This window comes from Methylobacterium sp. WL69 (assembly GCF_008039485.1).
GTDB lineage: Bacteria > Pseudomonadota > Alphaproteobacteria > Rhizobiales > Beijerinckiaceae > Methylobacterium.
Genome location: NZ_VRUZ01000111.1, coordinates 1 through 12,391 on the forward strand (window position 1 = coordinate 1; position 12,391 = coordinate 12,391).

Genomic DNA, 12,391 nt, shown 5'->3' on the forward strand with positions numbered 1-12,391 from the left:
GAGCGTGCATCCGGGGCCGGGGGTGCCGATGGCGGCCCAGTCGGGGCGGCTCGCGGCGGACAGCCTGCTGGCGGACCGCGCCACCGCCCGCGCTTCGACACGCCCGTCGGCCGTGGCGGCTATGTCTGGTGGTACGTCGATGCCCTGAGCGCCGACGGCCGCCAGGGGCTGACCATCATCGCCTTCATCGGCTCCGTGTTCTCGCCCTACTACGCCTGGGACCCGAGCCGCGACCCGTTCCGGCACTGCGCCGTCAACGTCGTCCTCTACGGGGAGCGGTCGAACCGGTTCTGCATGACCGAGCGCGGGCGCCGCGCCGTGTCGCGGGACGCGACGCACCTCGCCATCGGCCCGAGCGATCTCGCCTGGGACGGCACCACCCTCACCATCACCCTCGACGAGGTGACGGCACCGATCCCCTCGCGGGTGCGCGGCACCGTGCGGGTGCGCCCCACGGGCCTCACCCCCGGCCCGTTCACCCTCGACGCCGGGGGCCAGCACCGCTGGTGGCCGATGGCGCCGTCCTCGCCCGTGGAGGTCGCGCTCACCGAGCCGGCGCTTTCCTGGACCGGCACGGCCTATTTCGACACCAACCACGGAGACACGCCCCTGGAGGACGCCTTTTCGGACTGGACCTGGTGCCGGGCCGACCTCACGGACGGAGCCGCGATCCTCTACGACGTGCGGCGGCGCGATGGCACCGTCCAGAACCTGTCCCTGCGCTTCGACGGCACGGGGGCGCCCCGCGACATGGACCCGCCCCGCCCCGCCGCCCTGCCGCCGACCCGCCTGTGGCGCATCCCGCGCGCGACCCGCAGCGACGACGGCGCGGCCCGGGTTGCGCGGACCTTCGAGGACACGCCGTTCTATGCCCGCTCCCTGCTGGAGACGCGGCTGTGCGGGCAGGCCGTGCGCCCGGTCCACGAGAGCCTGTCGCTGGACCGGTTCAGGAACCCCCTGGTGCGCTGGATGCTGCCGTTCCGGATGCCGCGCCCGCTCGGGTGACGCGGGCGTCGACACCTAGCGACGCAGGGGGCTGGCTCACGAATCGCCGGCCTCGGCTTCCGCGCGGGACGCCGCCTCGCGGTCGCGGCGGATGCCGCGCTTGAGTGCCACCAGCTGCCAGATCGCCAACCCGAGGGCCACGGCGAAGACGAGGCAGATGTCGAGGGCGGCGAAGAGCGAATCGCTCACGTGACCGCGTGCGGGGCGCCCTCGGGGGCGAAGCCGGACCCCGAAAACGACTCGCGCTCGCGCAGGGTCTCGACGAGGTCGAGGACGCGGGCGATCTGGCCGGGCACGTCCCACCAGGCCGGCCCGGCCGGGACCGGCTCGGCGGCCACGGCTTCCACGAGGAACGCGACCTCGGCCAGGGGCGGCGCGTCGCGTTCCGTCGGGCGCGCGAAGGACGGCGCCAGGGTGGCGCGGGCCAGAAGCACCGCTTTCCGCCGCCCGTCGACGCGGGCGCGGGCGCTCACGGGATCGAGGCCCCGGCGCTCCAGTTCGCGGCCGATTTCGGCGTAGATGAGCCGGGCCGCGCGGATCGCCGGGCGGCAGGTCCGCGGCAGGCCGGAGAGGCCCGCCTCCGAGCGGGCGTAGAGGAGGTCCGCCGCCGCGAGCAGCCGGGCGACGACCCCCGCCAGGGCCGGGCTCGGGCGCGGGTCGGCCAGGAACGCATCCGGGTCGATCCCGGCTTGTCTCAGCCAGTCGACGGGCAGGTAGAGCCGGCCGGCGCGGGCATCCTCGCCGACATCGCGGGCGATGTTGGTGAACTGCATGGCGACTCCGAGGTCGCAGGCCCGGGCGAGGGTGGCGGGGTCGCGTGACCCCATGATCAGGGTCATCATCGCGCCGACGCTGGCAGCGACCCTGGCCGCGTAGGCGGTGAGCTCGGAGAGCGTCGCGTAGCGCCGGCCCTCTCCGTCCCAGGCCAGCCCCTCGATGAGCGCCATCGGCAGGGCCTGCGGGATGGCGTGGGCGACGACGAGGTCGGCCAGCGCCCGGTCGGCGGGGGCGTCGGCGGGGCGTCCGTCATAGGCGCGGGACAGGCGCGCGGACAGGCGCGCCACGGCCGCATTCCGGGCCGCAGGCGCCACGTCGTCGACGGCGTCGTCGGACAGGCGGCAGAAGGCGTAGAGCCCGTAGGCCGGGCGCCGGACATGGGCCGGCAGGAGGGCGGAGGCGGCAAAGAAGCTGCGCGAGCCCGCCCGGATCGCGGTCCGGCAAGCGGCCCGGTCGGCCGCGTCGGCGTGGGGCGTCGCCCACAGGGGCGGTCGGTCGGGGTCCGGTACGGCCCAGAAGGACGGCCTGACGGCCTCAGGCGAAGACGCGCGCATCCGGCACCACGGAATCGAGGACTCGGGCAGACGACAGGACGCCGGGCAGCCCGGCACCCGGATGGGTGCCGGCCCCGACGAGGAAGAGGTTGCGCACGTTCTCGGACGCGTTGTGCGGCCGGAACCACGCCGATTGCGTCAGCACCGGTTCGAGGCCGAAGCCCGACCCACGAAAACTCAGAAAATCGCTGGCGAAGTCGGCCGGGGTCGTCACTTTCGACGTGACGAGGGAATCCGAGAGTCCCGGCATCACGGTGGCCTCCAGATGCCGGGCGATGGCCTGCCGGTAGGGCTCGGCCAGCGCCGCCCAGTCCTGGCCGCCGTCGAGGTTCGGCACCGGCGACAGCACGTAGAACGCGTCGCATCCGGGCGGGGCTAGCAGCGGGTCGGTGGCCGTGGGCCGGTGCAGGTAGAGGCTGAAATCCTGCGCCAGACGCTTCTTCGTGAAGATGTCGTCGATGAGGCCGCGATAGCGCGGACCCATCAGGATGGTGTGGTGGGCGACATCCGGAAATTTCTTGCGCGTACCGAAGTACCAGACGAACAGACCCATGGAGGAATGGGCGCGCCTGAGCCGCCGGGTATTCCAGCGCTTGGCGGTACCGCCGAGCAAAGTCCCGTAGGTGAAGGCCGAATCGGCGTTCGACACGACGATGGCGGCCGGAATCGTTTCGCCGTCCGCCAGGGTGACCCCCGTGGCCTTGCCGCCGGTTACGGCAATCCGGGCGACGTCGGCGCCGTAGCGCAGCGTTCCGCCCTGCCCCCGGATGAGGTTGCACAGGCCGTCGACGAGGCGGCCGGTGCCGCCCATGGCGAAGTGGACGCCCCAGCGCCGTTCCAGGTGGGCGATGAGGCAGTAGATCGCGCTCGCCCGGAACGGGCTGCCGCCGATGAGGAGCGGGTGGAAGGAGAAGATCGTCCGCAGGCGCTCGTTGCGGATGTAGCTCGCCACGAGGTCGTAGACCGAACGGTGTCCACCGAGCCGCAGCAGGCTCGGCATGATCCGCAGCATGTCGGTGACCGATGAGAACGCCACGTGGCCGAGTTCCTCGAATCCGACCCGGCAGATCGCCTCGGAGCGGGCCATGAAGGCCTCGTAGCCGGCGACATCCTGGGGCGAGAACTTCGCCACCTCGGCCCGCATGGCGGCGACGTCGCCGCCGTAGTCGAAGGTGGCGCCGTCGTCGAAGCGGATGCGGTAGAACGGCCGCATGGGGGCGAGGGTCACATCCGCGTCCATGCGCCGGCCGCACAGGCGCCACAGCTCCTCGAACAGGAACGGTGCCGTGACGATGGTGGGGCCGGCGTCGAAGGTGAAGCCGTCCTGGCGGTGGACGCGGGCGCGGCCGCCGGGCTGCTCCAGGCGCTCCAGCACCGTCACGCGGTAGCCCCGGGCGCCGAGGCGGATCGCCGCCGCCAGACCGCCGAAGCCGGAGCCGATCACCACCGCGTGCGGGCGCGGATCGGGGCTCGTCACGGGGGTCGGCATGTCGGCGAGTGTCAACATAAAATGACACTAATCCGCGTCCGCGGGGGGGCGCAAGCGCTGTTTTAGGCCTCTGCCGCGGCGCGGGCCGGACTGAGCTGGCGGATGATCCCGGCGACGGCCTCCGGCGCCTCCTCGTGGGCGAGGTGGCCGAGGTTGCGCAGCAATTCGACCCGCGCGTGGGGCAGGCGCTTTTGCAGGGCGAAGGCGGTGTCGGGCGAGATCGCCCGGTCGGCGCCGCCCACCACCAGGGTCGTCGGCACGGTGAGCCGGGAGATGGCGCGGTACAGGGCCGCCAGATCCCAGTTCGCCATCATGCCGAGCGCCCCGGCGACGTGGCCGGGGCAGCGGAACAGGCGCCGGTAGAGGTCGAGTCCCTGGGCGTCGAGGCGCGAGCCGGTGCCACGGATGAGGCGCTCCACCGCCGGGCGGTCGGCGGTCCAGGCGAAGATTCGCGGCGTCACCGAATTGAGGAACAGCATCCGGGCGAGACTCGGGAACAACACGGATGCGAGGCCGGGAAACGGCGTCAACGCCCCGTTGAGGGCGACGAGGTGGCGGGGGGCGAGGCCGTCGAGGCAGAGCCGGACGAGGAGCGCGGCCCCGGCCGAGTGGCCGACCACCACCTCCGGCGCCAGTTCGAGGGTGGAGAGGAGATCGCCGACCGCCGCCGCCATGCCGGGCAGGGACAGGCGGTTCGATGGCAGCGGATCGGTGAAGCCGTGGCCGGGCAGATCCGGCGCCACCACGAAGAAATCCTGCGCCAGCAGGGGCGCGAGGCCGCGCCAGGAATGGGTCGCCGCGCCGGTGCCGTGCAGGAGCAGGAGCGCGGGGGCGTCCCGGTTCCCGAAGGTCTGGACGTGCCAGGTCAGGCCGGAGGCTTCGACGAAGCGGCTGGCGTCGCGGTGGGGCCAGTCCGCGCCTTCACGCTCGAAGGCGGGTCGGTCGCTCGGCGCGGGCATGGTCGCTCCCTCAGGTGGCCGCCCGGATGGCGGCGCTCATCGCCCCCGCATCGGCGTAGGGCAAGGGGAGGTAGCGCGCGCCCATGGCCTCGGCGAGGCGGCGGGCGGTGTCCTGCGGCCGGGCGGCGGTGTCGATGAGGATGGTGCGGATGCCACCCGTGCGTAAGGCCGTGGCGGCGCAGAGCGCATCCGCCCCCGCCTGCGCCCGGCCGGCGACGCCCGAGCGGGCGACGTTGGCGCGCCCGTCGGTGAGCACCACCACCACCGGCGTGCCCCCGCCCCGGTGCACGGTGCGGGCGAGCTCCGCCGCCGCGTCGAGGCCGGCGGCCAGCGGCGTGCCCCCGCCGCCCGGAAGGGCGTTGAGTCCGCGCCGGGCCCGGGCCAGTGCGCGGGTGGGCGGCAGGATGAGGTCGGCGCGCGTCCCGCGAAATGCCAGGACGGCGACGCGGTCGCGGCGGGTGTAGGCCTCGGCGAGCAGCAGCTCGACGGCGCCCTTGGCCTCGGCGAGGCGCTCCAGGGCGGCCGAGCCCGAGGCGTCGACGGCGAAGATCGTCGTGGTCTGCGTGCGCTGGACGAAGCGGGCGATGCGCAGGTCCTCCGGCCGGATCCGGATGCGCCGGGGCTCGCCCTCCCTCTGGCGCAGGCGCTGCCAGGGGGCGGCGGCGCGCAGGGTCTCGACGAGGGCGAGGCGCCCGTGGCGCGGATCGCCGGCGCGCGCGCTCAGGGGCCGTCCGGCGTGGCGCGCGGCGGCGGCGACGCCCGCCTTGCCGGCGCGGGGCAGGCGCGGGCGGGCCCCGGCCGCGAGGAGCCTGGCGAGGAGGCCGGGTGGCAGGGCGCTGCGCGCGGCCTCGACCATGCGCTCGTCGAGGGGGGCGGGATTCCGCGCGTCCTGTCCGGCACTGGAGTCCGGTTCGGGGGCCGACTCCGTCTCCGGCTCGGGCGTCTCTTCTTCGGGGGCTTGCGCGGGCATCCGCGTCGCCCGCGGGCCGAGGACGAGGCGGGCGGCCAGGACGGTGTCGCCCTCGCCCGGAGCATCGCGCCCCCCGAGACGGGCCAGCAGCCGCGCGACCCGGGCGGCCAGGAGCGGCCCGCGGAGCGAGACCACGCCGAGCGCGTCGGCGGCCTGGCACAGGGCGGCGAGGGCGTCCTCGCCCGGCGGGCCGGTCTCCGCGACGGGGGGCGGTTCCTCCGGCGGGACCGCGTCGCGCCAGGGGATGTCCGTGAGGTCGACGTGGAAGGCGAGGCGGTCGGCGAGGGCGTCGGGTACGCGCTCGTCCTCGCCCTGGCCCTCGTCGAGGAGGATCACCCCGAGGCGGGCCGGGCGGCATTGGCCGACGCCGTCGCGCTCCACCCGCACGGTGCCGTCGTCGAGGACGGCGGCGAGGCGGGCCGCGAGGCCGGGCGACAGGCGCTCAGCCATGGGCACCACGAGCAGCCCGCCATCGGTCTCGGCCAACAGCCCGGTCTCGGCGACGGGACGTCCCGCCGCGAGGGTGGCGGGCAGGTCGAGGCCGCCGAGCAGGCGCGCATCGGTGATGCTGCCCGGCATCCGCCGGATCGGCCGCCAAGCCGGCAGGGTGTTCTGCAGGATTGCGAGCCAGGCGTCACGCACCGGCCCCGCCCCGGCGCGCACCACCACACCGCCGATCCCGTGCGGATCGGCCGCCGCGAGGCGCGCCACCAGCACCGCGTCGGCCCAGGTGGTCACGCGGCGAACACCTCCGCCACGGCCCGCGCCACCCGCGCGGTGGAGCCGGATTCGTCGAGCGGGTTGCGGCGCAGGCGATGGCGCAGGGACGCGGGTGCGATGCGGGCGAGGTGGTCGATGCCGACGGTGTCGGCGGCCTCGAGGGCGGCGAGCGCCCGGGCCGTGCGCATGAGGGTGAGTTCGCCGCGCAGGCCGTCGGTGCCGAGGGCGAGGCACAGGCGCGCGGCCGCCTCCAGGGTGGCGTCCGGCACGGTGAGCGAGGGCAGGTACGCGCGGGCGCGGTTGAGGGTCTGGCGGATCGTGGCGTCGGCCTCGGCGTAGGCGGCGCAGAACGCCTCAGGGTCGCGCTCGTAGGCGTCGCGCCGGCGCACCACGTCGATGCGGGTGGGGAGATCCATCGGCGTCGTCACCTCGACGGCGAGGCCGAAGCGATCGAGGAGCTGGGGCCGCAACTCGCCCTCCTCCGGGTTGCCGCTGCCCACCAGCACGAAGCGGGCGGGATGACGGATGCTGAGGCCCTCGCGCTCGACGGTGTTCACGCCCGACGCCGCCACATCGAGGAGGAGGTCGACGAGGTGATCGTCGAGGAGGTTGACCTCGTCGATGTAGAGGAAGCCACGGTTGGCCCGGGCCAGCAGCCCCGGCTCGAACGCCTTCTGCCCGTGGGCGAGCGCCCGTTCGAGGTCGAGGGCGCCGACCACCCGGTCCTCGGTGGCGCCGAGGGGCAGGTCCACCACCGGCACCGGGACGCTGTGAGCCTCGAGGCCGCCGGCGTGGTCGCGGCAGCGGTGGCAGAGATCGCCCGGCCGGGCGGGATCGCAGGCATAGGGGCAGCCGACCACCGCCCGCATGGGCGGCAGCAGGGCGGCGAGGCCCCGGATCGCCGTGGACTTGCCCGTGCCGCGATCGCCGAAGACGAGGACGCCGCCGACGGACGGGTCCACGGCCGCGATGAGCAGCGCCTGGCGCATCTCGTCCTGGCCGACGATGGCCGAGAACGGGAAGGTCGGGGCCGCCGCGCGCGGAGTCGCGGCCGCGTGGGCTGCGCCGTTCGGCTTCGGCCGCGGGGGGCGTCCTTCCGTCCGAATGGCGCCGGGCTTCGCGTTGAGGGGCGAGACGGAGGCCGGTTCACGGGACATCGCGTGGGTCGATCCGTTGACGATCATAGGGCTGCCCCTTTGTCTCGACGCGTCGTGCGCCTCCTCCCCGCGAGGGCGGAGACCCTACTCCGCCGCCGCGCGCTCGACGCCCATCCGACCCCAGATGGCGCTGAGCGCGTCCACCAGATGGCCGATGTCGGCATCCGTGTGGAGCGGCGACGGGGTGATGCGCAGGCGCTCGGTGCCGCGCGGGACCGTGGGGTAGTTGATCGGCTGGACGTAGATGCCGAACTCGTCGAGCAGGGTGTCGCTGATCGCCTTGCACAGCACGGGGTCGCAGACCATGACCGGCACGATGTGGCTGTCGTTGGGCAGGTACGGGATGCCGGCCGCATCCAGGCGCGCGCGGACGGCGGCGACCCGCTCCTGGTGCCGCGCCCGCTCGGTGCCGCTGGCCTTGAGGTGGCGGATGCTGGCGGCCGCGCCCGCCGCCACGGCGGGGGGCAGCGAGGTCGTGAAGATGAAGCCCGAGGCGAAGCTGCGGACGAAGTCGCAGAGCTTGGCCGAGGCGGTGATGTAGCCACCATGCACCGCGAACGCCTTGCCGAGCGTCCCCTCGATGACATCGAGGCGGTGGGCGAGGCCGTCGCGCTCGGAGATGCCGCCGCCGCGCCGTCCGTAGAGGCCGACCGCGTGGACCTCGTCGAGGTAGGTGAGCGCGCCGTGCGCCTCGGCGACGTCGCAGATCTCCGCGATGGGGGCGATGTCGCCGTCCATGGAGTAGACCGATTCGAAGGCCACGAGCTTCGGGCGCGACGGATCGACGAGGCGCAGCTTGCGGTCGAGGTCCTCCGGATCGTTGTGGCGGAAGATGTGGCGCTCGGCCCGGCTCGCCTTGATGCCCTCGATCATCGAGGCGTGGTTCTCCGCGTCCGAGAACACGGCGCAGTTCGGCAGCTTGCCCGCGAGGGTGCCGAGCGCCGCCCAGTTCGAGACGTAGCCGGAGGTGAACAGGAGCGCGGCCTCCTTGCCGTGGAGGTCGGCCAGCTCCTGCTCCAGCAGCACGTGGTAGTGGTTGGTGCCGGAAATGTTGCGGGTGCCGCCGGCCCCGGCGCCGCAGCGGTCGAGGGCCTCGTGCATGGCGCCGAGCACCGCCGGGTGCTGACCCATGCCGAGATAGTCGTTGGAACACCACACGGTCACCGGGCGGGTGCCGCCGGGGCTGTGATGGGTGGCGTGGGGGAAGCGGCCGTTGTGGCGCTCCAGGTCTGTGAACACCCGGTAGCGGCCCTCGCGGTGGAGGCCGTTGAGCTCGGCGGCGAAGAAGTCTTCGTAATTCATGCCTGTCCCCTTCCCGTTTTTATGGTGGTCTTTGCGATCGTGACGTTCAGCCTACGGTTTCGCGCGCCTCCCGCCCCCTTGCGGGCAGGGGCGGTGCCGGGGCGGTCGCGCCATACTCGGCCCCACCCGCTCCGCGGGAGGGTGAAGCGAGCGCGTCGGTCGCCTTCCCCGGCAGGCTCCAGGCCCACAGGGCGGCCGAGGGCAGGGGCAGCATGAGGAAGCCGTGCTCCAAGGTGGCCAGCGCCATCAGGGTGGTGACGATGGTGAAGCCGACGCGTTCGTGGGCGTCGAGTCCCTCCCCGAGGGCGGCCCCGGCCAGCCACACGGTGCCGAGGCCGGCCAGGACGACGGAGACGGGGAACAGCGGGTTCATCGCCCGGTTGCGCAGGAAGCCGGCGAGGTAGGCGAGGTGTGCCGGCAGGAACTCGGCGTTGAGGTTGCGCACGCCGAGGAACATGTTGAGCCGGGCCGAGAGGTTCATGGCGGCCAGGATGAGGTAGGTCCACAGGGCGAAGCGGTTGGGGCCGCCCCAGGTCAGCCAGAGGATCGCCAAGCCGCCGGCGATGATGGCCGCCTCGTGCCACAGGCTGGTGGCGAGCGCCGCCCGGAAGCGGGCGAAGCCCCGGGCGCCCGGCGGACACGCCTGCGTGCGCGGCCCGGAGACGAAGCCCATGTAGTAGCTCATCTCCTGCCAGCCCCAGACCAGGAGCGCGCCGGTGAAGGCGGTGTAGGCCCCCGCCTCGCTGGTGTCCGCGGCGCTGGCGCCGATGGCCCACAGGGCCCCGGCCAGCACCAGGGTGCCGCCCGCCATGCTCCAGGGATGGGTGGCACGCGGGCGGTGATCGAGCAGGATGATGAGCCCGGTGGAGAACCACCAGATCACCACCGCGTAGAGGGCGGGGACGGCGTGGGCGGCCATCGCCCTACCAGACCGGCTCGAGGCGGATTTCGGTGGGCATCGGGTTGTCGAGGGTCGGCAGCGCGTAGAGCCGGGCGAAGTTCACCGCCGAGGCCGCGATCCAGGCGCCGTGCTTGAGCTTACCCAGGAGGCCGCCCTGCGCCTTGGCGTCGGCGATGCCGTTGGAGCAGGCGAGCAGCCGGTCGAGGGCCCGCTTGAATTTCGGGTTCTCAAGGTCGAGGGTCAGCGGGAAGGTCTGCTTCGAGATCTCCGAGGTGATGCGGAAGACCTTGAAGTCGTAGTCGGTCGGATCGACGCCGAGGGCCTTGTGGAAGGCCGGTCGGCAATGGTCGCGGACATACATGGTCGCGAACACGGCGAGCAGGAAGAACTTGATCCAGTAGCGGTTCAGGCCCGAGGTGAGCTTCGGGTTGGCGCGCATGAGCAGGGCGAAGGCCTCGCCGTGGCGGAACTCGTCGTTGCACCACTTCTCGAACCATTTGAAGATCGGGTGGAAGCGCCGCTCCGGATGGCGCTCAAGCTCGCGAAAGATGGTGATGTAGCGGGCGTAGCCGATCTTCTCCGAGAGGTAGGTGGCGTAGAAGATGAACTTCGGCCGGAAGAAGGTGTACTTCTTCGACTTCGTCAGAAAGCCTAAGTCCACGCCGATGCCGAAATCCTTCAGCACGTCGTTGATGAACCCGGCATGGCGGGCCTCGTCGCGGCTCATGAAGCCGAACAGCTCGCGGATGTCGGGGTTTTTGGCGCGCTTTCGCATCTCGGCGTAGAGCACGCAGCCCGAGAATTCGGCGGTGATGGACGAGACCAGAAAGTCCATGAACTCCTTGCGCAGCTCCGGGTCGAGGCCGGACATGTCGGCGTCGAAATCGGAATTGCGGGTGAAGTGGCGCTTGTTCGGGTCGTCGCGCAGCTCGGCGATGAGCTTGTCCCAGTCCTGGCGCACGGGCTCGACGTCGGTGCGGTCGAGCTCCGCGAAATCGGTGGTGTAGAAGCGCGGCGACAGGAAGGTGGTCTCGTGCGCGGCCTTGGTGCCCTCGTTCATCGGGAGTTTGGGCTTCACGGTCTGATGCTGGATCGAGACGGTCACAGGCGCCTCCTCTCGGAAAAGCTGACTTCGTAGAGTTCAGTGAGTTCGAGGTGGCCGGCGAGCTTGGTCCAGAGCCGCTCCAGGCGCCCGGCCCGGATCACCGTGGCGGTGCGGCGCACCATGAGCCGCTCGCCGTATGGGACGCTCACGGGGGAATCGTGGACCAGGACCTCGTCGCCGGGCTCGATGTCGAAATCGGCGTCGAGGGTGACGTGGGCGTGGAGGCTCTCGGGCGTCTGCTCGATCTCCACGGTGCAGGGCACCTCGACGGTGGTGCGGCCGTTCAGCCAGGCGATCATCGGGCGGCTCCGGGCTCAGGCAGGAGTCGCGCGAATGCGACGAAGTTCGAGGGGCCGAAGGCACCGAGATTGACCGCGCGGCCGGTGAGCTCGTCGTCGAGCTGCAGGCTGCCGTCGTCGAAATGGGTGAGGCGGAACGGCGCCTCCCGGCCGAGGCCGGCTCGTAGGCGGGCTTGGCCGAAGCCCCGCAGGGTGGCGCGCATGAAGTTGTCCTGGCCCGGCTCGACGGTGGCGACGAGGGTGCCCCGCGCCGCGTCGCGCAGGAGGATCGCGCCGTCCGGCCGGTCCTCGGCGGTGAGGCGCAGGGTGCGGACGGGTTGGGTCGGGGGCATCCGCGTGAGGCCGACGCCCTCGTGCCGGGCGAGGCCGACGGTGCCGAGGGCGAAGGCGATGAGGAGGCCGGCGCCGACGGGAAACCAGGTCTCCTTGCCGAAGGGGGCGTTCAGCGTGCGTCCGCTCATGGGACCCTCCTTCAGCTGGCGGTGGCGAGGCGCGGACCGCGCGCGCGGGGCCGGATCACCGGGTTTGCGGCCTCTTCGTCGACCTCGCGGGCGGCCGAGAGGGCGCGGGCGAGGATCGCCGCGACGGAGGCCGCGTCGGGCACCGAGCGCATCATCGGTTCGGGGCGCGTCACGTGCCAGGGCCGGGCATGGGGCCAGAGGTGGAGATAGGCGACGCGGTTCCCGGGCTTCACCGCGAGGGCGAGGTCGCCGCTGCCGTCGGAGAAATGCCGGCAGCCGGCCCCGTCGACGAGGCCGAAGGGCAGGTTCAGGGTCATCGGCAGGGCGATGCCGACCCGCATCACCACCCGGCGGTTGGTGATGGTGTAGGTGGTCGAGCGCGCCGAGAGCCAGCCGAGGAGGCAGAGCAGGCCGACGGCGCCGGCGCCGATGGCGAGGGTCGGCCCGGCGGCGAAGGCGGCCTCGACGGGGCGGCCTTCGGCCGCGAGGGGCACGGCCGCCCAGAGGGCCAGTCCGGCGAACCACAGGCCGACGAGGCGGACGTGGAGGGCGCGGAGCGCGATGGCGAGGCCGCCCGGGCGGCCCTGCCAGAGGATGTGCTCGCCGGCGGGCAGGGGGGCCGGCAAGCCGGGCGGCGCGTCGAACCGGTTGGCGGGGACGCCGTGGGGCGGTTTGCGGGCTCGGGTCACAGG

Annotated in this window: 13 protein-coding genes; 1 reads left to right on the forward strand and 12 read right to left on the reverse strand. The window is 73.0% G+C overall.

Going from position 1 to position 12,391, the window contains the following annotated elements:
* Positions 1-144 precede the first annotated feature (144 nt).
* Positions 145-1,005 (forward strand): carotenoid 1,2-hydratase, encoded by an 861-nt coding sequence (locus tag FV218_RS19875; RefSeq protein ID WP_147711239.1) that lies wholly within the window; start codon positions 145-147, stop codon positions 1,003-1,005.
* A gap of 36 nt (positions 1,006-1,041) precedes the next feature.
* Here the strand turns inward: FV218_RS19875 and FV218_RS22905 are convergent, their stop codons facing one another.
* The 12 genes from FV218_RS22905 to puhB form a co-directional block, all read right to left on the reverse strand.
* The gene (locus tag FV218_RS22905) at positions 1,042-1,194 is read right to left on the reverse strand and encodes a hypothetical protein (RefSeq protein WP_187273113.1); all 153 of its coding nucleotides are present in this window, start codon (positions 1,192-1,194) and stop codon (positions 1,042-1,044) included.
* The gene (locus tag FV218_RS19880) at positions 1,191-2,336 is read right to left on the reverse strand and encodes a phytoene/squalene synthase family protein (protein ID WP_147711227.1); all 1,146 of its coding nucleotides are present in this window, start codon (positions 2,334-2,336) and stop codon (positions 1,191-1,193) included. Before FV218_RS19880 ends, FV218_RS22905 begins: the two co-directional genes overlap by 4 nt.
* Positions 2,317-3,843, reverse strand: a complete 1,527-nt coding sequence (locus FV218_RS19885) for a phytoene desaturase (RefSeq protein WP_147711228.1) — start codon at positions 3,841-3,843, stop codon at positions 2,317-2,319. Before FV218_RS19885 ends, FV218_RS19880 begins: the two co-directional genes overlap by 20 nt.
* A 44-nt stretch (positions 3,844-3,887) precedes the next feature.
* A complete protein-coding gene (gene bchO / locus FV218_RS19890) occupies positions 3,888-4,784 on the reverse strand; it encodes an alpha/beta fold hydrolase BchO (protein WP_147711229.1) in 897 nt (298 codons plus the stop codon).
* A gap of 10 nt (positions 4,785-4,794) precedes the next feature.
* A complete protein-coding gene (locus tag FV218_RS19895) occupies positions 4,795-6,492 on the reverse strand; it encodes a magnesium chelatase subunit D (RefSeq protein WP_246685197.1) in 1,698 nt (565 codons plus the stop codon).
* On the reverse strand, positions 6,489-7,463 hold the full coding sequence (bchI, locus tag FV218_RS19900; protein WP_246685198.1) for a magnesium chelatase ATPase subunit I: 975 nt from the start codon (positions 7,461-7,463) through the stop codon (positions 6,489-6,491). Before bchI ends, FV218_RS19895 begins: the two co-directional genes overlap by 4 nt.
* A gap of 252 nt (positions 7,464-7,715) precedes the next feature.
* On the reverse strand, positions 7,716-8,933 hold the full coding sequence (gene hemA / locus FV218_RS19905; RefSeq protein WP_147711232.1) for a 5-aminolevulinate synthase: 1,218 nt from the start codon (positions 8,931-8,933) through the stop codon (positions 7,716-7,718).
* Positions 8,934-8,979: 46 nt separating this feature from the next.
* Entirely contained in the window at positions 8,980-9,852 is an 873-nt protein-coding gene (gene puhE / locus FV218_RS19910) for a putative photosynthetic complex assembly protein PuhE (protein ID WP_147711233.1), read from the reverse strand.
* 4 nt (positions 9,853-9,856) lie between these two features.
* Positions 9,857-10,912, reverse strand: a complete 1,056-nt coding sequence (acsF, locus tag FV218_RS19915; protein ID WP_281407884.1) for a magnesium-protoporphyrin IX monomethyl ester (oxidative) cyclase — start codon at positions 10,910-10,912, stop codon at positions 9,857-9,859.
* 23 nt (positions 10,913-10,935) lie between these two features.
* Positions 10,936-11,238, reverse strand: coding sequence for a hypothetical protein (locus tag FV218_RS19920; RefSeq protein ID WP_056096674.1), 303 nt, complete (start codon positions 11,236-11,238; stop codon positions 10,936-10,938).
* Complete coding sequence (puhC, locus tag FV218_RS19925) at positions 11,235-11,699, reverse strand: photosynthetic complex assembly protein PuhC (protein WP_147711237.1); 465 nt, start codon at positions 11,697-11,699, stop codon at positions 11,235-11,237. Before puhC ends, FV218_RS19920 begins: the two co-directional genes overlap by 4 nt.
* An 11-nt stretch (positions 11,700-11,710) precedes the next feature.
* Positions 11,711-12,388, reverse strand: a complete 678-nt coding sequence (gene puhB, locus FV218_RS19930; protein WP_147711243.1) for a photosynthetic complex putative assembly protein PuhB — start codon at positions 12,386-12,388, stop codon at positions 11,711-11,713.
* Positions 12,389-12,391: the final 3 nt, after the last annotated feature.

Excerpts from the sequence above, each read along its gene's own strand:
- FV218_RS19880 (WP_147711227.1), bottom strand. The coding sequence starts at position 2,336 with ATGCGCGCGTCTTCGCCTGAGGCCGTCAGGCCGTCCTTCTGGGCCGTA.
- FV218_RS19885 (WP_147711228.1), bottom strand. The coding sequence starts at position 3,843 with ATGTTGACACTCGCCGACATGCCGACCCCCGTGACGAGCCCCGATCCG.
- bchO (WP_147711229.1), bottom strand. The coding sequence starts at position 4,784 with ATGCCCGCGCCGAGCGACCGACCCGCCTTCGAGCGTGAAGGCGCGGAC.
- bchI (WP_246685198.1), bottom strand. The coding sequence starts at position 7,463 with ATGCGCCAGGCGCTGCTCATCGCGGCCGTGGACCCGTCCGTCGGCGGC.
- hemA (WP_147711232.1), bottom strand. The coding sequence starts at position 8,933 with ATGAATTACGAAGACTTCTTCGCCGCCGAGCTCAACGGCCTCCACCGC.
- puhE (WP_147711233.1), bottom strand. The coding sequence starts at position 9,852 with ATGGCCGCCCACGCCGTCCCCGCCCTCTACGCGGTGGTGATCTGGTGG.
- FV218_RS19920 (WP_056096674.1), bottom strand. The coding sequence starts at position 11,238 with ATGATCGCCTGGCTGAACGGCCGCACCACCGTCGAGGTGCCCTGCACC.
- puhC (WP_147711237.1), bottom strand. The coding sequence starts at position 11,699 with ATGAGCGGACGCACGCTGAACGCCCCCTTCGGCAAGGAGACCTGGTTT.